Raw genomic sequence first — 17,906 nt, forward strand, 5'->3', positions numbered from 1 at the left:
CATAACAACATGCCGCAGGCGCCAGCCGGGTCCCGGACACTGACGGTGGTGCGGCAGCAGGAATCACTTGGCGCCGCGGCCGACCTCGACTTCGCGCTCGGGCTCCTCCAGAAGGTCAAGACCGGTTCACTCGGTCCCACCTTGCGGCTGTACCGGCCGGTTCCGACGGTCGCCTTCGGCCAGCGCGACACGCACCTGCCCGGCTTCGAGGCCGCCGCCAACGCCTGCCGGCAGCTGGGCTTCGAGCCGCTGGTCCGCAAGGCCGGAGGCCGCGCGGCGGCGTACCACGAGCGAACCCTCGTCATCGACCACCTGGAACCCGATGCGGACGCGATTGCCGGGGCCAAGGGGAGGTTTTCGCGGTTCGGCGAACTGCTCGCCGGGGCGCTGCGCGACGCCGGCGTGGATGCCGGCGTCGGCGAGATCCCGGGGGAGTACTGCCCCGGGGAGTTCAGCGTGCACGGCAGCGACCCGGAGGTCCCTGAACGCCGGATCAAGCTGGTCGGCACCGCCCAGCGGGTGGTCGCCGGCGGCTGGCTCTTCAGTTCCGTGATCGTGGTGGCGGACTCCGCCCCGATCCGCGCGGTCCTGGAGGCCAGTTACGCCGCCCTCGGCCTCGAATGGGACCCGGCGACGGCCGGCGCGGCCGATGACCTGGTGCCGGGCCTCGACGTTGATGCGGTCGAGGCCGCCGTGATCGCCGCCTACGGACGCTACGCCCCGCTCAGCTACGCGGAGTTCTCGAGCCTGCTCTGAGCCTCATCCAGCGGTGACACCGCCGGGCGGCGTCCCTCCACCGGTGCAAGAACGCTGCCCAGGTTGCGGTACTTCGCCAGGCGCAGGGGGAGCAGTTCGTTGACTCCTGCGGTGGAGAGCGTGGCGAGTTCGTACTCAATGGCGCGGCCGAGGCGGCTGCAGAAGGCCAGGGCCTCGTCGGCGGCGTTGGGGCATTCGTCCACGATGTGATCCACAAGTCCGTTGGCGTGCAGCGACGCGACGTTGACGCCCTGGGCCTCGGACATGGCCGCGGCGAAGCCGGTGCTCCGATGGACGATCGCGCTCGCGCCTTCGGGTGGCAGCGGCGACAGCCAGGCGTGCTGCGCGGCGATGGTGCGGTCCGCGGGCAGGAGGGCCAGTGCCCCGCCGCCGGCCCCCTGCCCGAGCAGCACGGACACCGTGGGCGCGTTGGTCCCGATGAGGTCGTGCAGGGAGCGGGCGATCTCGCCGGCCAGGCCGCCTTCCTCGGCTTCCTGGGACAGGGCGGCGCCGGCGGTGTCGATGATGGTGACCAGCGGCAGCCCGAGTTCCTCCGCTAGGCGCATGCCGCGCCGGGCCTCCCGGAGGGACGCCGGCCCCATCGCCGTCTGTCCCAAAGCCGCCGTCGGCCCGTCGGCCCGCGGCCGGGTGTGGCCGATCACGACGCAGGATTCCCTGCCGAAACGGGCCAGGGCCAGCTGAAGGCCGGGGTCCTTTTCGCCCTGGCCGGTGCCGTTGAGCGGCAGCACGTCCCGGGCCCCGTGCGCCAGCAGCTGCCGGACATCCGGCCGGCGGGGGTCGCGGGAAATGCCGATCGACTCCCAGGCACCGGCGCCGGACGGCTTCACGGACAGTGTGGCGGGCGCGGCGACCGGCGGGCGGGGGCCGGTGACCAGGATGCCCAAGGCGCGGTCGACGACGTCGGACAGCTGCGAGGGCGGGACCACCGCGTCAATCAGCCCTTTGTCGAAAAGGTTCTCGGCCGTCTGGACGTTCTCCGGGAACGGGGTGGCGTGGAGGGCCTCGTAGACCCGGGGCCCGAGGAAGCCGAGCAGGGCGCCGGGCTCGGCGGCGGTGATATGGCCGAGGGACCCCCACGAGGCCATGACGCCTCCCGTGGTGGGATGACGCAGGTAGACCAGGTAGGGCAGCCCGGCCTTGCGGTGGGTGCGGACGGCGGCGCTGATCTTGACCATGGAGAGGAACGCGACGGTCCCTTCCTGCATGCGGGTCCCGCCCGACGCCGGACCGGCGAGGAGGGGCAGGCCCTCGCGGGTGGCCCGTTCGACGGCGGTGACGATCCGTTCCGCGGCGGCCTGGCCGATGGAGCCGGCGAGGAACCGGAACTCGCTGACGATGACGGCCACGCGGCGGCCCCGGATCAGGCCTTCGCCGGTCAGGACGGATTCGTCCACGCCGGTCCTGGCCCGGGCGGCGGCCAGTTCCTGCCGGTACTCGGGGCCGGGATCGGGGTCCAGCACGGGCGCGTCCCAGCTGCGGTAGGACCCGGGATCGAGGACCGCGGCGATGAGCTCGGTGGCGTCCAGATGCCGGACCTTCTGCCGGGTCAGCATGCCCGGGGACCTTCCTGGCCGGTGACTGTGGCCGCGCCTGTTCGGGCGCCGGCTGGGGTGCCGGCTGTCAGCCCCAGCCACCGCCGGATCTGCTGCCCGTCCTGGTCCAGCAGCGGCGGTGCGGCGTGGGACGTCAACGTGGTTTCGTTGGTGCCGGCGGCGCTGAAGAACCGCAGCGGCGGGCCGGGCAGGCTCACGGTGCCGAGGATTTTGTGCTCGACGTCGATCACCAGACCCTGCGAGTGGACCTGTTCCCATTCGTAGACTTCGTCCAGGCTTCTGACCTTGCCGGCCGGGATGCCGGCGTCATTGAGTTTGGTCAGCAGCGGCTCCGTCTCGAAATCGCAGAACACCCTCTCCACTTCTTCGATGACTTTCTCGCGGTTGCGCACGCGGTCCGCATTGGTGGCGAACTCCGGCCGCGCGGCGTCGATCCCGAACGTCGTGGCGAACGTTTTCCAGAGCTTTTCGCTTCCCACGCTGATCTGCACCCTGCCCTGCCGGCAGTGGAACAGTCCGTAGGGGGCAATGGACGGGTGGTGGTTGCCCTGGGCCTTCGGCACTTCGCCCGCCACCGTGGCCCGGGTGCCCTGGAAGGCGTGGACCCCGATCAGGGCCGCGAGCAAAGAGGTGCGGACGATCTGGCCCTGGCCGGTCCGCTCACGCTGGAGCAGCGCCGCGAGGGTGCCGAAAGCCCCGTAGATGCCGGAGAGGAGGTCGGCGATGGGGACCCCGACACGCTGCGGATCGTCCGGCCCGGATCCGGTCAGGGACATCAGCCCGGCCTCGCCCTGGAGGATCTGGTCGTAGCCGCTGCGCTGCGATTCGGGCCCGTCGTGCCCGAATCCTGTGATGGAGAGGACCACCAGCGCTGGATTCAGGGCGTGCATCTGCGCGGCGGAGAATCCGAGCCGGTCCAGGACGCCGGGACGGAAGTTCTCGATGACCACGTCGGCGCGTTCCAGCAGCTCACGCAGCACTGCCCGCCCGTCGTCGCTCTTCAAGTCCAGGGCTATGGATTCCTTGTTGCGGTTGCAGGACAGGAAATACGTGGCCTGCGGATCATCCTCGGGGCCCACGAATGGCGGTCCCCAGCCGCGGGTGTCGTCGCCGGTGCCGGGGTTCTCGACCTTGATCACCCGCGCGCCGAGGTCAGCCAGCATCATCCCGGCATGCGGGCCGGCGAGCGCGCGGCTCAGGTCCACTACGAGATAGCCGGTGAGGGGGCCTTCGGCGTCGGGCATGGGTTCGGTGCTCATGGTCGTGTTCCTTCTCTGGTCGGTCGTGGCGGGCGCGCGGTGGGCTTACGCGGTTGGTTGATTTGTCGGCTACATCCAGCGTTCACATCCAGCCCGGGACTACCATGACCAGCCAGGCGACGGCCGGTCCGACGGCGACGACGATGCCGCTGTAAGCCAGGATCTGCTTGTAGAACCTGTCCTTGTCCACGTCCTCGGGCGCGTTGGCCAGGACCAGGGCGCCGTTGGTGGAGAACGGGGACACATCCACGATCGTGGAGGCCACGGCCAGTGCGGCGATCACGCCGACGGCGCCGACCTCGCCGGTGGCCAGGAACGGCACCGCCAGTGGAATGAGGGCCGCAAGGATGGCAGTGGAGGAGGCGAAGGCCGAGACGATGGCACCGATGTAGCAGATCAGCAGGGCGGCGAGCAGGGGCATGCCGAGATCCGCCACTCCGCCGGACACGAATGCGATGGTGCCGGCTTCTTCGAGGACGCCCACGAACGTGAGCATGCCGCAGATGAGCAGGACCGTGGACCAGCTGATCTTGTTGACGGCGCCCTTCTGCGCGGCGGGAGACACGAGGGCGAGGACGATCGCGATGGTGATTGAAACAAAGCCGACGTCCACCTTGAATCCGAGCGAGATGACGGTCAGGGCGATCAGGCCAAGGATGGTGATGAGCTGGGGCATGGATGCACGGGCGCCGCCTGCCGCAGGTGCGCCGGCCGGGACGGGCCCGGCAGCCGAGGATGTACCGGAGCCTGAGGTGCCCTTGGCGGCGACGCCGGCGGCGGAGATGTCGGATCCGGATCCCTGCAGCGTGACGCCGGCGGCGCGGGCACCCACGCTGACAGACAGGCGCTTTTCTGCGGCCTGTTCCACCAGCCGCCCGCCCGGGGTGGACAGCAGTTTGCCGCCGCCGAGGACGACAAACAGCACCAGCGCGATGGCCAGGTTGAAGAGGAAACTCGCCAGGAAGATCGCCATCGGGTTGGCGTCCAGCTCCGTCCTGGCAATGATGCTGTTGACGGTGACGCCATAAACGGCGATGGGGGAGAAGCCGCCGGCCTGCGCGCCGTGGATCACCATCATGCCCATCATGAGCGGATTGATTTTGTGTTTGGCGGCGAAGCTGAGGGCGATCGGCGCGATGATGGCCACGGCGGCCGGGGAGAGGGCGCCGACGGCGGTAATCACCGCGGTGATGGCGAACATGACCCACGGGATCAGGGCGACCTGGCTGCCGACCAGCCGAACGGCGCCCCGGACCAGCAGGTCGATGGTGCCGTTGTTTTGCGCGATGGCGAACAGGTAGGTAACCCCGACGATGGTCAGGAACAGGCCACCGGGGAAGTTGGCCAGGATCTCGTTGGTGGACATCCCCAGCACCACGGAGCCCAGCAGGAAGGCGCCGACGAAGGCCAAGGCACCCATGTTGAGCGGCAGCACCGTGGCCAGAAGGAACATCACCGCCAGGATGATGATGGACAGGACGGGAGCGGACATCGTTGTTCCTCCGGATCGAAGTGGGTCATTACTGGCTTAGTGGCCTAGCCTCCTAGACACTAGGTGTCTTTGTCAATAGTTCTCCGGTAGTCTTAGGAATCAGGACAGGGTGGAAGGACGCGCATGGCAAAGCAGGCGGCAACGCATCAGATTTCCCGCGTTTCGCGGCCCCGGCTTTACGAGCAGCTGGTGGAGCAGATCATGGACTTCATCGAGTCCGCCGAGCTGGGCCCCGGGGACACATTGCCGGCCGAACGGGAACTTGCCGAGCGGTTGGGTGTGTCGCGTGCCACCCTGGCGCAGGCCCTGGTGGCCCTCGAAGTGCTTGGCGTGATCGACGTCCAGCACGGCACCGGAGCGGTGCTGGTCTACCGGCCGAACGTTCCATCCGTGATCAAAGGCCTCCGCGAACATCGGAGCCGTCTGCCCGAGATCGTTGAGGCGCGGAGCACGCTGGAGGTCAAGCTGGCCGAACTGGCCGCGGCCCGCCGCACGGAGCAGGACATGGACGCGATCGATCACGCCCTCGAAGCCATGGCGGCAGAGGTCGCCTGGGGAGACCGCGGCGCACGCGGCGACGAGCTGTTCCACCAGGCCGTCACCGCCGCGGCCCACTCGGCGGTCCTGGCCCAGCTCATGACCTTCATTGCCGGCATGGTCCTGGAAACGCGCCTCGAATCGCTCGGACAGCCCGGCCGGCCGGAGCAGTCGCTCGCCTCCCACCGCAAGATCGCTGACGCGATCAGGTCCCGGGACTCGGCGGCCGCCGCGGCGGCGATGCTGGAGCACATTGATCTTGTCTCCGACGTTGCCCTCCTGAAGAACAGCTAGACCGGAATAAACGTGAACCTTTCCTTCGATCCGCCGTGTGGCCCGATCACCGGATGGCGCGACGGCGCCGTCGTGCGTGCCGCCGGCATTCCCTACGCCACCGCGGAACGCTTTCAGCCGCCCGCGCCGGCACCCGACTGGTCCGAGACGTTCGCGGCGACATCCCTGTCTCCGGCGTGCCCGCAGGCGGCGGTGCCCTTCCTGGATGACGTGCTCGGCACCCGCTACGGCGAACTTCCGGGCAGCGAGGATTGCCAGCGCCTGACCATCACCCTGCCTGCCGATCTCCACGACGGTGAACGGCTGCCAGTAATGGTGTGGTTGCACGGCGGGTCCTACACGTCCGGTTCCGGGGATCTGGCGATCTTCGACCCGGCAGCGCTGGTTGCCGAAACCCGGGTGATCGTCGTTTCGGTGACCTACCGGCTGGGCCTCTTCGGATATTTGTCCACGAGAACCGGCCGTCCCGCCAACCTCGGCCTGCTGGACCAGATCGAGGCCTTCCGGTGGGTGCAGCGCAACATCGGATCCTTTGGCGGCGATCCGGGCCGCGTCACCGCGTTCGGGCAATCCGCGGGCGGCGACGCCGTCGCGCACCTCATGGCGACCCCTGACGCGGCGTCGCTCTTCCAGCGCGCCATCATTCAAAGTGCGCCGCTGGGCATTACCCGGGGGCGGGAAAGGATGACCGCCGCCATGGGGGTGGCCGCGGAGGCGGTTACCGCCGCGACTCCGCCGATGGACGTCGTCGCTATTGAAGAGGACGTGGCGCGGGCGGCGAGGAGGTTCGGTCTGATGGCTGCCATGCCGTTCGGGATCCAGTACGGGCATTCACCCCTGCCCGAGGAATCCGGGCTTGACCGGGCCTGGAATGCCGCTGCCCCGGCGATCGACATCCTGATCGGCTACACAGCGGAGGAAGCCCGGCTGTTTCTGCCGCGCAGCCCGCTCCTGGGCCGGGTGGCGAGGATTCCCGTGGTCGGCAGCGCAGTGCTCAAGGCGGTCACATGGGTGGTTACGGAACTCGTGTACGGCAAAGCGGCCAGACGGTTTGCCAGGCGGCATGTACGTGCGGGCGGCCGGGCCCACAGCTACGTGCTGTCCTGGCGCGCACCGGGAAATCTCTACGGCGCCGCGCACACAGTCGACCTGCCCCTGCTGTTCGGCCACCAACGGACGTGGGAAGGTGCCGGACTCCTGGCGGGGGCGACGTGGGACGAGATCAATGCCCACGGCCGGGCGATGCGGGCGCTGTGGGCACGGTTCGCCTACGGGGAAGGCCTCGGATCCCGGGGAGAGATTCCCGGCTCGCTCCGGTACCGCTCGGTCTGATTCGGCTAGAACAGGACCGCAGCGACTACCCACAGGAGCGCCGCGATGCCGACGGCGATCAATGAGCGGTTCCACGTTGTGGTCACCGTTCCGCCGGAGGAGTGGAGTCCGGCGGCGCGGGCGTCATGCCATGCCTTGGCGATCTCGTCCCGGCCGGCGGTCACCTCCGGCTGCCGGATGCGCTCATTGCTTGGGAGCATGCTGTGCGGCCGGCTCTTCAGATCGCTGACATGCTCAAAGCCGGAACTGAAACTGCCGGGCGGGGTGGGAGCGCCCCAGCTCACGTACTTCTTGCCGGCGGCCTTGACAGCGAGGGCATAGCCGACCTCGATGTCTTCGACCGTATCGAAGGGTATCCAGTGGTCGCGCAGTCCGTTGATCAACACAAACCCGTCGCCCTCAACGCGGAGGCACGGGCGCCACTGGGCTGCATAGGCGAACCAGGACACCAGAACCAGCCAGGGTGCGGCGTCCATCACGGCCCTGGTTTCTCCGCTGGCCGCCAGCCAGTACAGTGTGCCGGCGGCACCGGTCCATACGGTTGCGGCCACGGGCCGGCCCGACGCCGAGCGGTGCGTCCGGGCTCGCCGCGCGGACCGCTGATGGGACGCTCGGCAGTCCGTCTGCGGCGAGTGCACGTTCTCTTTTGACGCTTTCAATGGTCCCCCTCCATCGCCCCGGCCGTCGCCGGGTTGAGAGAAATGTATCGCACGCCGTGTCCGGATCAGTGGTCAAGGGTGAAACCCGGAAACTCGGGAAAGTCGCCCACACGATCGGGGGTGAAGCCAAGTGCCTCGTAAAAGCCGATGGCGGAGGGACTTGCCTGCCAGTCCCGGATCATTGGCTGTGGCCGGGCCCGTGACCAGTCGAAGATGAAGTTCATGAGGGCCCGGCCGGTGCCGGCCAGACGCGTGTCGGGGTCTACAAAGACGTCATGGACCCGGCCCGTCGTGAAGTCAGCCCGCAGGCCTGGCCCGAAATCCTGAGCGAGGCCATAGCCGAGCAGCCGGGTGCGTGCCGGAGCCACCGGGAGGCACCATGAGGCGTCGGCCAGGAACCGGGCGAAACGGCTATGGAAGCTGTGCGATCCGCAGCTTCAGATACGTGTTCAGCCGGAATACGGTTCGCGCCAGGACGAATACCGCCGCCACCGGAAAGGCCCAGTAAAGAGCCGCAACAAGCAGACTAAGGTCCAATTTCAAACCCCCAGAGTTGATGCCGCGTTTGCGACTCAGCGCAGCATAGAGGCTGCAGCGACTATTGACATAGTCAATTTCAGCTGCGGTGACCCGGCCGCAATACGGGAGTGCTTACTCAGTGAGCTCGGCCAGAACTTCGGCCGCGTCCGTATTGCCCGCAGATGCCAGACGCCGAAGCTCATCCAGATCTTCCTTCTCAGCTGCGAGTTCAACCAGCTGATCCTCAGCGTCGCGGCTGCCGCCGTCGGAGAGGCGCCGCAGCTCGTCGAAGTCTTCCCGCTCCGCGGCCAGCTCGATGAGCTCGCCGATGGCGTCGTTGTCACCGCGGGCAGCCCGCTCCCGGAGTGCCGAAAGATCAGATTCTGACATTGCGTGGACCTTTCCAGAAAACGGTTCCGTTCGGCCGGCCCGGTCCGCAGCGGGCGACGTGGCCGGTGGAGGCCGACACGGTGTTAATGCAGGGTACCGCGCTGACGGAATCGGCCCTAGTGTGATGTCAGCCAAGTGCTCGACCGGCCGGGGCTGCCGTTGCGATTGCGGAGGAGGAATCGGGGAGGAAGCGTCCCAGCCCCGGCCGCCCAAGACGTGGCCTTGGGCTTGGGCCATCCTGTTGGTGATCGCCGTCGACGCCTTGCTTCTCGGCTTTCGGACAGGCGAGTGCATCGACTACACGGCGGAATCCGGCGCCGCCAGCACCTGCACGAGCGGCCCGGCCCTTGGATCCGCGGGCACGTGGCTCCTCGCCGCAGCCAGCATCCTCGTCATCGGCTACCTTGCCCGCCGCCTCGCGCGCGCCGCCCGGCACCGGTGACCGCAGTTGATAGATTCCGGACCATGACCACACCGGACATCAGTGTCAGGGCCGCAACCGTGCACGACGCCGCACGGCTGGCCGAGATCCACATCGCGGCCTGGCGGGCCACTTACCGCGGCGTCATGACCGATGAGTACCTGGACGGTCTCGACGTCGACCGCGCGGCATCCGCCTGGCGCCGAAACATCCTCGAACCCAGGCAAGGGACCATTCACCTCGTCGTCCAAAGCGCCGATGCGGTTGCAGGGTTCGCCATCCTCGGCCCTGCTGCCGGCGACCCGGACCCGGGAACCGGTCAGCTCCACGCGATCAACGTGCATCCGGACTGGTGGGCGCAGGGCGTAGGTTCCGTCCTGTTCGCGGCCGCGGAACAACAGTTGATCGAACTCGGCTATGACCGGGCATTTCTCTGGGTGGAGAAGGGCAACGATCGGGCTATCAGCTTCTACACCAACCGCCGTTGGCTCGACGACGGAGGGGCTCTGGAAGATACGAGATTCGATCCGGCGGTGGCCGAGAAGCGCCACAGCCGGATCCTCCCCGCCGGGCGCTAGCCGAGGACTCCCCGGCGTCAGGCTCCCGTCCAGCGCCGTGTTCAGAGCCAGCGCCTCAACCTGACGAGTCCTTACTCCCCGATCTGGTCCTTACTCCCCGATCTGGGCCAACGTTTCCGTCAGCTTCTTGAGGATCTGTCCGCGCCAGCCGCCACCCATAATGCGGTGAGCGATCACATGGCTCGGCTCTTCCGGGTCGAATCCTTCGTGGATGAGGAACAGTCGTGTCCCTGCCCCCTCGGGGACCAGGGTCCACGTGACTGTGCTGTTCAGGTCGTTGCCCGCTTCTGCGTCCCGCCAGGAGATCCGCAGGAGCCGTTCGGGGTCAATTTCAAGAACTTCACTGGCGACAAGACCGCTGAAGCCTACGGCCGGGACAGGAGTCCCGCGCATGGTGTAGCGGTGCCCAACGACGGGTTCAAAGTCGTTTTCCATCAGCCACGCCGCGATCAGGGCCGGTTCCGTGAGCGCCCTCCACACCTTTGCGGGCGGGTGGGGGAGAAATTCGTCGAGCTCTATGGCCGTCAACGTCAATGACATCAGGTGTCCTTCAGGTTTTCGAGAGTATGGTTCAGGTCTTTTAGGCGGGCGCGCCAGAACTTCTCGAAAGGCGACAGCCACGAGGCAACGTCGGCAAGAGGCTCGGGTGTCAGTAAATATCGAATTGTCCGTCCCCTCCGCTCCTCCGAGACGAGGTTCCGATCGAGCAGCACCCTCAAATGCTCGGACACGCTTGGTCGGGCCATGTCATATCGTTCGGCAATCTCGCCAGCGGTTCGTGGCCCCTCCAGGAGGAGCGTCAGAATGTCCCGCCTGGTGGGGTTAGCCAACGCTCCGAAGAGAAGGTCAGCGGGAGAATCCTTCGTTCTGACGGGCACGGACCAATAATAGGTAGGATATTTCCTACGGGTCAAGTTTTCTGGCTGCCTGTCAGCCTGCCGGGTCCGCTGGTGCTGGGGTCCGGAAGATCGGGGCCGTGGAGTTCGCCGGGTTCGGCTGGGCCCGGCGGCATGCCGCACCGGTGACTGCCGCCATCATGCGAAGAGACCTTCGCCGATGAAGCCTCCCGCCCGGATGCCAGGCGGAACCGCGAACAGGCCCGAGCCGGTGTGCTTGAGGTATTCCAGGGCCAGCGTGTCCTCCTTCGCCATGGCCAGCTGCATGGGCACATAGTGGGTCCTGGGGTCCGTGACGAACGCGATGAAGAACAGTCCGGCGTCGAGGTGCCCCAAGCCGTCCGAGCCGTCGGTGTAGTTGTAGCCGCGCCGGAGCATCTTGACGCCGTCGTTCTGGCTCGAGTGCGCGAGCCTGACGTGGGCGTCCAGCGGGATCAGTGGTTCCCCGCCGTGACCCTGGATCTGGAAGTCGGGGGCGGTGAATTCCTCGCCGCCGGAGAGCGGGGCCCCTGCGCCCTTGGTGCGCCCGATCAGCGCTTCCTGTTCCCGCAGTGAGGTGCGGTCCCAGATTTCGATGTGCATCCGGATCCGACGCGCCACGACGTACGTGCCGCCGGCCATCCAGCCCTCTTCCGGGCGCGTTCCCTGGCCTGCCCACACATGCTCCTCGAGCAAAGCGGTGTCCTCGGCCTTGAGGTTGTTGGTGCCGTCCTTGAAGCCGAAGAGGTTCCGCGGGGTGGCCTGTGACCTCGACGTGGAGGACGTCCGCCCGAAGCCGAGTTGGGACCAGCGGACGCGCGTCAGCCCGAAGCCGATGCGGGCAAGGTTGCGGATCGCGTGGACGGCCACCTGGGGGTCGTCGGCGCAGGCCTGCACTACGATGTCGCCGCCGGTGCGTCCCGGCTGGAGGTCGTCGCCTGGGAAGTGTGGCAGGTCGATCAGGGCGTCCGGGCGGCGCCCCTCGAGTCCGAAGCGGGCTTTGCCGTCCTTCTCGAACAGGCCGGGGCCAAACCCGAAGGTGAGGGTGAGTCTGCCGGCCCCGAGGTCCAGGGCCTCACCCGTGTCCTCGGGCGGGGCGTCGTAGGGGCCATCGACGGCGCCGCTGCCGCCCGTGCTGCGACCCTCGGTCATCGCCGCGGCGGCGGCCGTCCAGTCTTTCAGGAGCCGGGTGAGCTCTGCACGGTCCTCCGTGATGAGGTCGAAGGCTGCAATGTGAAGGCGGTCCTGGGCCGGCGTGACGATGCCGGCCTGCCGGTCACCGTGGAAGGCGATGATGTCGCCGGGCTCTGCCACTGGGACTGCCGCGGCCTCGACGGCGTCGTGGCTGAGGAAGCCAGCCGCCAGACCGGCGACGGCGCCCGCGCCGCCGGCTCCTGCCAGGGACAGGAGCCCGCGGCGGGACAGCCCGCCCTTTCCCGAACCGGGGGCTGCCGGCGGCGCGGGCATGGCGGCGGCTCCCGGCGCCTTGGCTGGTTCCGGTGCGCAAGCTGATTCGGGGGCACCGCCGTCGGGGGCCCGGCGGGGGTTGGCGCCGAAGGGGCAGCCGGTCACGGGGCTACTGCCGAAGTGAGCTTGGCCAGGGGCTCGCCCAGGGCATCAACCAGGGAGGCGAGCTGCTGCACCTGGTCCTGGCTGAGGTCGTTGTAGTAGGCGAAGCCTGCGCCGGTGGAATGCTGCTTGAGCCCGGCCTGCAAGGCAGCGAACTTGGCCTCGAGCGCTTCGGCCAGGTCCGGGTCCTTCTGCTGCAGCGCAGGCAACAGGCTCTCGAAGGCGGTCCGGGCTCCGTCAATGTTGGCCTGGAAGTCCCAGAGATCGGTGTGGGACCAGATTTCTTCTTCCCCGGTAACTTTGCCGGTGGCCACCTCGTCCAGGAGCTCCTTGGCGCCGTTGCCGATCTTGTCCGCGGAGAGTTCCACAGTGCGGGTCCGCTGGGCCAGGTCCTCGGTGTCGGCAACAAGCTGCGTGGCGATGGCGGCACGCTCCGCCGGTGCGAGGGGCGTGTAGCCGGCCGGCGGGAACAGGTCCTTCTCGGCCCGGTGCCAGCCGGTCCATTCCTGGCGGGGTTCGAGGTCGGCTTCACGGGCATCGAGCTTGGGGTCCAGGTCCCCGAACGACTCGGCGACCGGCTCGATGCGCTCCCAGTGCGTGCGCGTGGCGGCATAGAGCCCGCGGGCCTTCGTCGCATCGCCGGCGGCGTAAGCCGCCGCGAATGCCCTCGTGCCGGTAACCAGCTGATCGGTCTGATCCACGACGAAAGCGGAGTATTGCCGGGTGCCGGTGTCCAGCAGGCCCTGAAGGTGGGCGTCGACGGCGGGACTGCTCGTGACCTGGATGGGTCCGGCGGCGCCCGGGTTCTTTGGGGTGCCCATGCAGCCGGCCAGGGCCAGCGGAACGGTGGTTGCCGCGGCCAACAGGGCAAGCGTCTTCCGGAACCGGGGGGCGTTTTTGGGCAGGGGGATGCTGGGCATGGTGTTTCCTTGGATCGGTGGGGTGGAGCGGTGCGGTGCGGTGTGGGGGAGCGGAGGCAGGGGTGCGGGACCGTGTGGGCTGTCCCGGCAACATCGCCGAGGCAGACCCGACTTAGGTACACCTAAGTAAGGAGGATACCGATTCGCGGCGATTACGCAAACCTTTCGTACCCTAATTTGGATTAGGTAAGCCTAATCTAATAACATCGTCCGGGTGACCACGCAGCTTGACTTCATGCGGGTGCCCTTTGCCGCCGATCTTGCGAGCTACGGGGACAGCCCAGCCATCCTTACTGACACCCTGGCAATGACGTACCGGGAGCTGGCGGAGCGGGTCGATGCCTTCGCCCGCCGGCTTGGCGCCACGCGGCGCCTCGTGGCGCTCGCCGCAGCCAACGACGTCGACTCTCTGGTGGTCTATCTGGCGGCCCTGGCCGGCGGCCACCCGCTGATCCTCCTGCCGGAGGACAAGCCGGCCGCCCTGGAATCCCTCGTTGCGGCCTACGACCCCGACGTCGTTGTCCAATCCGGCAACGGTCAGCTCCTGCTGGACGAACGCCGGACCGGCACCCGCCATGAGCTTCACCCGGACCTCGCGCTCCTGCTCAGCACGTCCGGATCCACGGGCTCGCCCAAGCTCGTGCGGCTCTCGCATGCGAACCTGCAGGCCAACGCCGAGTCGATTGCCCAGTACCTGAACATCGGGCCCGACGACCGGGCCGTGACGACTTTGCCGATGTCCTACTGTTACGGGTTGTCCGTGATCAACAGCCACCTGCTCCGGGGCGCCGGGCTGGTCCTGACCGGCCTTTCCGTGGTTGATCCGTGCTTCTGGGAGCTCTTCCGACGCCGGGGAGCCACGTCCTTCGCGGCCGTTCCATATACCTTTGAACTGCTGGAACGGGGCGGGTTTGCGGACATGGATCTGCCCGGCCTGCGCTACGTCACCCAGGCCGGGGGCCGGCTGGGGCCGGAATCGGTGCGGAAATACGCCGAACTCGGCCGCCGCAGCGGCTGGGAATTTTTCGTGATGTACGGCCAGACCGAAGCGACGGCACGGATGGCATACCTGCCTCCTGAACTGGCGGCCGAGGTGCCGGGCGCGGTGGGTATCCCGGTGCCCGGCGGCTCGTTCCGGATCGACCCCGTGCCGGGGCTGGAGCACGGCGAACTTGTCTACAGCGGCGCCAACGTCATGCTTGGCTATGCCGAATGCCCGGCGGACCTCGCCGCGGGCCGGACCGTTACGGAACTCCGCACCGGCGACCTTGCCCGGCGGCACCCGGCGGGCGTCTACGAAGTGGTGGGCCGGCGCAGCCGGTTCGTCAAGATCGTCGGGCTGCGCGTTGACCTGGGGCAGGTGGAGCGGCTCCTGGCGGACCTCGGTGTGCAGGCGGCCAGCGCCGGGACGGACGACGGCGTCGTCGTCGCCGTTGAAGGCGACCACGACGCGCACCTGCTGGGCAAGGTCCTCGCCCAGGGCATGGGGCTGCCGCGAGCCGCCCTCGAGGTCCACGCCGTCGAACATCTCCCGCGCCTGGCCACGGGCAAGCTCGACTACAGGGGCGTCCTGGCCCTGTCCGCGCCGAAACCAGGGCCAGCACCCGCCCCCGCGACGGAAACCGCCGCGCCGGACAATAATGCTCCGGACAGCGTTCGGAAGATTTTCCAGGACGTGCTGGAGTGCGCCGACATCGCGGACAGCGACACGTTCGTGTCCCTGGGCGGGGACTCACTGTCCTACGTGGCCGCATCGGTACGGCTGGAACAGGCGCTGGGCCATCTCCCGCCGGATTGGCACGTGACCCCGGTCCGGGCCCTGGTGCCGCCGCGAACTGCACCGGGCCGGACGCGTCGACGCTTCTTTGCGCCCGTGGAAACGAGCATCGTGCTGCGGGCCGTCGGGATCGTCCTGATCGTCAGCACGCACGTTGGGCTGTTCAGCTGGCAGGGTGCGGCCCACGTGCTCATGGCGGTGGCAGGCTACAACTTCGCACGCTTCCAGCTCTCTGGGAAGCGGATCCCGCGGCTGCGGAGGCAGCTGTCCAGCGTGGCAAGAATCATCGTGCCGAGCATGGCGTTCATCGCGGTGGCCTTCCTGATCACCGACAACTACGCGCCCGCCAATATCGTGCTGCTCAACGCCTTCCTCGGGCCGGAGGGGGTGAGCACCCAGTGGCACTTCTGGTTCATCGAAATTCTCGTCTACCTGCTTCTCGCGGCGACGGCGCTTCTGGCCATTCCGTGGGCGGACCGGGCCGAGCGGCGCTTCCCCCTGCTCTTTCCGCTGGCGCTGACCGGCGTGGGGCTCCTGACCCGGTATGAGCTGGTCAACCCGGGCGTGCCGCACACGGCGCCCGCGCTCTGGCTCTTCGCATTGGGCTGGGCTATCGCACGGTCCCGGACCGTCGCACAGCGTGGCCTGGTCTCGGTCATTGCAGTCCTGACCGTTCCAGGATTCTTCGAGAACCCCGGCCGGGAGGCCACGCTCCTCGCCGGGATCCTGCTGCTCATCTGGCTCCCCAGCATTCCGGTGCCGCAGGTCCTCCGCCGCCTCCTGGTGGTACTCGCCAGCGCCTCCCTCTACGCATACCTTGTCCACTGGGTGGTCTATCCGCCGCTGGCCGGGATCAGCCCCGCCTTGGCCGTGGCAGGCTCGCTGGCCGCGGGGGTAGCCTACTGGGCGCTCTGCCTGCGGGTGGTCAGTGTAGTTGGCCGACGGCGGGCAGGCGCCGGCAACGATCCGGGTACGAATTCAGCACAACAGTAGGCGCCGACTGCTGTACCAGCGACACTGACGGCATGGTTTCTTGTCTGCAAGACAGCGGGCGGCGCTCCGCGATCCGTGCCACGGTTGGCGCATTGGTACTGACTGCCTTGATATCGGGGTGCTCGTCCTCCACGGGCGGGGAGCCGCCATGCTTTCCGCCCACCTATTCGCTGACCCCGACGACGGCCGCACCGGGGCAAAGCGTGACGGTGGCAGCCCCGGACGCTGGCTGCAACCCCCGTTACGGCAACAACGCGCGCATCCAGGTAAGCGTCACCGACGCAACCGGGGTGGAAGTCGTGAATACCACCAGCGCCATGAACGACGCCGGCGGGTTCACCTACACGTTTGTCGTGCCCGCCCGGACAGCCGCGGGGGATGCCGCCGTAACCGCGGTGCCCTACAACATTGACTGGTGCGATGACACCGGCAGGAACAACCGCGTGGCGGGCGCTGGCGACGTCCGCCTCGAACGGGTGTCCTGCGTGATGCCGATGAAGCCGCTGACCGTCACCCGCTGAAGTGCATTTTCCGGGCGACGGTCGGCAGGGGCTTACCCGCTGAGGTCCCGGGTGAGGATCTTGGCAGAGCAGCTCCTGCTGGTCCTCAACGGCACGCTGTCAACGGCCGCCGTGCTGGGGGATGAAGGCCCGGCCAGGCAGGGCCTCGCCCTGGCGCGGCAGTTGATCGCCGCCGCGTGCAGCTAGCCCGTCGGCTGCCCGGCCAAGGGCGAGTACGCCGTCGATGTCTACCCGGAGGTGGGAGGGGCCGCGCAGGAACGGGCTCGGCCGGTACGGCGGTGGGTCCGAAACGAGCCGCGGGTTCTCCAGCCTGGTGGCGAATTCGATGAGTGCGATCTGCGCTTCCAGCCGGGCCAGGGGCGCACCGAAGCAAAGATGAACCCCGCCGCCAAAACCGAGGTGCTGGTTGTTGGCCCGGTCAGGGATGAAGAGCCCGGGGTCAGCGACGTGGGCGGGGTCGCGGTTGCCCGCAGCAAGGACCAGGGTGAGGGAGGCGCCTGCCGGGATGGTGGTGCCGGCGATGTCGATGTCGTCGAGGGCGGTGCGGAACGGGACGAAATGCACGGGCGGCTCGTAGCGGAGCAGCTCCTCGACCATCGGGATGGCCAGGCCGGGGTCAGCGCGCAGCCTGTGGAGTTCGGCCGGGTGGCGGAGCAACGTCAGTACGCCGTTGGAGATGAGGTTCACGGTGGTTTCATGTCCGGCGATGAGCAGGAGGAGCCCGGTGCTCACCAGTTGTTCGTCCGGCATGCGGCCCTCCGGGCCATCATCGGTGGCCATCGCTGAAAGCAGGTCATTCCCCGGGGCCAGCCGGTGGGCGTCGACCAGCTCTTGCATGAACGCGCGCAGTTCCGTGCCGGCCTCAATCCTCTTCTTTTGCTGGGTTTCGGGATCGAGTCCGGGATCGGTGGACTGCAGGGCGAGGTCCACCCAGACCCGGAAGCGCTGTTCATCGCCAGGGGGCACACCGAGAAGTTCGCAGATCACCGTGACGGGCAGGGGATAAGCCAGATCATCGACGACGTCGATCCGGCTGCGGTCCGCCATGTTGTCGACCAGATCGGTGACAATTTCCGCCATCCGCGCCTCCATCCCGGCCACCCTGCCAGGCGTCATGGGCGGCCCGAAGTGCCGCATGGTGATCCGCCGGAACTTGTCGTGATCGGGGGGATCCATGCTGAGGAAAGTCGGCGTCATGCCAGCGCCGTCCCCGTCCTCACCAATGGTGGCGCCCGCCGCGGCGGCAGCCGGGTTGCGGGTTATGTCGGAGCTGACCCGTGGATCGTGCAACAGGGCGGCGATCTCCGCGTAGGTGCTCACGAGATAGCTTCCGTCCGGAAGTCGTCTCACGGGGGTCTTGCGGAGTTCGTCGTAGAACGGGTAGGGGTTAGCCCGGTTGGTGTAGTCGAGGATCTGCTCCCAGGTGCTGGGCTCGGCCAT

The 17,906-nt window shown here is 68.0% G+C and carries 18 protein-coding genes; 7 read left to right on the plus strand and 11 right to left on the minus strand.

Translation table 11 applies throughout. The features are described from left to right. Positions 1-9 precede the first annotated feature (9 nt). On the plus strand, positions 10-756 hold the full coding sequence (locus AC1DRO_RS00245; RefSeq protein ID WP_476949357.1) for a lipoate--protein ligase family protein: 747 nt from the start codon (positions 10-12) through the stop codon (positions 754-756). On the opposite strand, the gene AC1DRO_RS00250 is transcribed toward AC1DRO_RS00245, so the two are convergent. From AC1DRO_RS00250 to AC1DRO_RS00260, 3 genes are all read right to left on the minus strand, one after another. Then, complete coding sequence (locus AC1DRO_RS00250; RefSeq protein WP_476949358.1) at positions 729-2,330, minus strand: carboxyl transferase domain-containing protein; 1,602 nt, start codon at positions 2,328-2,330, stop codon at positions 729-731. The two genes, AC1DRO_RS00245 and AC1DRO_RS00250, sit on opposite strands and share 28 nt — an antisense overlap. Then, a complete protein-coding gene (locus tag AC1DRO_RS00255) occupies positions 2,324-3,589 on the minus strand; it encodes a CaiB/BaiF CoA transferase family protein (RefSeq protein WP_476949359.1) in 1,266 nt (421 codons plus the stop codon). Before AC1DRO_RS00255 ends, AC1DRO_RS00250 begins: the two co-directional genes overlap by 7 nt. A gap of 82 nt (positions 3,590-3,671) precedes the next feature. Continuing rightward, positions 3,672-5,081 carry an SLC13 family permease gene (locus tag AC1DRO_RS00260; protein WP_476949360.1) on the minus strand — a complete coding sequence of 470 codons (1,410 nt, stop codon included), beginning with the start codon at positions 5,079-5,081 and terminating at the stop codon, positions 3,672-3,674. Between the two features lie 123 nt (positions 5,082-5,204). On the opposite strand from AC1DRO_RS00260, the gene AC1DRO_RS00265 reads away from it, so the two are divergent. Both AC1DRO_RS00265 and AC1DRO_RS00270 read left to right on the plus strand, forming a co-directional pair. Further along, a complete protein-coding gene (locus tag AC1DRO_RS00265) occupies positions 5,205-5,912 on the plus strand; it encodes a FadR/GntR family transcriptional regulator (RefSeq protein WP_476949361.1) in 708 nt (235 codons plus the stop codon). Positions 5,913-5,924: 12 nt separating this feature from the next. After that, on the plus strand, positions 5,925-7,244 hold the full coding sequence (locus tag AC1DRO_RS00270; RefSeq protein WP_476949362.1) for a carboxylesterase family protein: 1,320 nt from the start codon (positions 5,925-5,927) through the stop codon (positions 7,242-7,244). Positions 7,245-7,249: 5 nt separating this feature from the next. Here AC1DRO_RS00270 and AC1DRO_RS00275 read toward each other — a convergent pair whose 3' ends face one another. The 3 genes from AC1DRO_RS00275 to AC1DRO_RS00285 form a co-directional block, all read right to left on the minus strand. After that, positions 7,250-7,795 (minus strand): hypothetical protein, encoded by a 546-nt coding sequence (locus AC1DRO_RS00275; protein WP_476949363.1) that lies wholly within the window; start codon positions 7,793-7,795, stop codon positions 7,250-7,252. Positions 7,796-7,968: 173 nt separating this feature from the next. Continuing rightward, complete coding sequence (locus AC1DRO_RS00280) at positions 7,969-8,298, minus strand: GNAT family N-acetyltransferase (protein WP_476949758.1); 330 nt, start codon at positions 8,296-8,298, stop codon at positions 7,969-7,971. Positions 8,299-8,554: 256 nt separating this feature from the next. Further along, positions 8,555-8,812, minus strand: coding sequence for a hypothetical protein (locus AC1DRO_RS00285; protein WP_476949364.1), 258 nt, complete (start codon positions 8,810-8,812; stop codon positions 8,555-8,557). Positions 8,813-9,056: 244 nt separating this feature from the next. Here AC1DRO_RS00285 and AC1DRO_RS00290 point away from each other — a divergent pair, with 244 nt between their 5' ends. Beyond that, positions 9,057-9,254, plus strand: a complete 198-nt coding sequence (locus tag AC1DRO_RS00290; protein WP_476949365.1) for a hypothetical protein — start codon at positions 9,057-9,059, stop codon at positions 9,252-9,254. A 23-nt stretch (positions 9,255-9,277) separates the two neighbouring features. Then, positions 9,278-9,811 (plus strand): N-acetyltransferase family protein, encoded by a 534-nt coding sequence (locus tag AC1DRO_RS00295; protein ID WP_476949366.1) that lies wholly within the window; start codon positions 9,278-9,280, stop codon positions 9,809-9,811. Positions 9,812-9,901: 90 nt separating this feature from the next. Here the strand turns inward: AC1DRO_RS00295 and AC1DRO_RS00300 are convergent, their stop codons facing one another. The 4 genes from AC1DRO_RS00300 to efeO are packed head-to-tail and all read right to left on the minus strand — an operon-like array spanning position 9,902 to position 13,175. Then, on the minus strand, positions 9,902-10,351 hold the full coding sequence (locus AC1DRO_RS00300) for an SRPBCC family protein (protein ID WP_476949367.1): 450 nt from the start codon (positions 10,349-10,351) through the stop codon (positions 9,902-9,904). Further along, positions 10,351-10,830: a metalloregulator ArsR/SmtB family transcription factor gene (locus tag AC1DRO_RS00305; protein WP_476949368.1), complete on the minus strand. Its 480-nt coding sequence runs from the start codon at positions 10,828-10,830 to the stop codon at positions 10,351-10,353. The genes AC1DRO_RS00300 and AC1DRO_RS00305 overlap by 1 nt, the downstream gene beginning before the upstream one ends. Positions 10,831-10,845: 15 nt before the next feature. Then, complete coding sequence (efeB, locus tag AC1DRO_RS00310) at positions 10,846-12,258, minus strand: iron uptake transporter deferrochelatase/peroxidase subunit (RefSeq protein ID WP_476949369.1); 1,413 nt, start codon at positions 12,256-12,258, stop codon at positions 10,846-10,848. Next, positions 12,255-13,175 carry an iron uptake system protein EfeO gene (gene efeO, locus AC1DRO_RS00315; RefSeq protein ID WP_476949370.1) on the minus strand — a complete coding sequence of 307 codons (921 nt, stop codon included), beginning with the start codon at positions 13,173-13,175 and terminating at the stop codon, positions 12,255-12,257. The genes efeB and efeO overlap by 4 nt, the downstream gene beginning before the upstream one ends. A 214-nt stretch (positions 13,176-13,389) precedes the next feature. Here efeO and AC1DRO_RS00320 point away from each other — a divergent pair, with 214 nt between their 5' ends. Then, positions 13,390-15,945, plus strand: coding sequence for an AMP-binding protein (locus AC1DRO_RS00320; RefSeq protein WP_476949371.1), 2,556 nt, complete (start codon positions 13,390-13,392; stop codon positions 15,943-15,945). Positions 15,946-16,154: 209 nt separating this feature from the next. Continuing rightward, entirely contained in the window at positions 16,155-16,466 is a 312-nt protein-coding gene (locus AC1DRO_RS00325; protein WP_476943489.1) for a hypothetical protein, read from the plus strand. 99 nt (positions 16,467-16,565) lie between these two features. Here AC1DRO_RS00325 and AC1DRO_RS00330 read toward each other — a convergent pair whose 3' ends face one another. Then, complete coding sequence (locus AC1DRO_RS00330) at positions 16,566-17,906, minus strand: cytochrome P450 (RefSeq protein WP_476949372.1); 1,341 nt, start codon at positions 17,904-17,906, stop codon at positions 16,566-16,568.

This window comes from Arthrobacter sp. P4_F11, assembly GCF_056401395.1.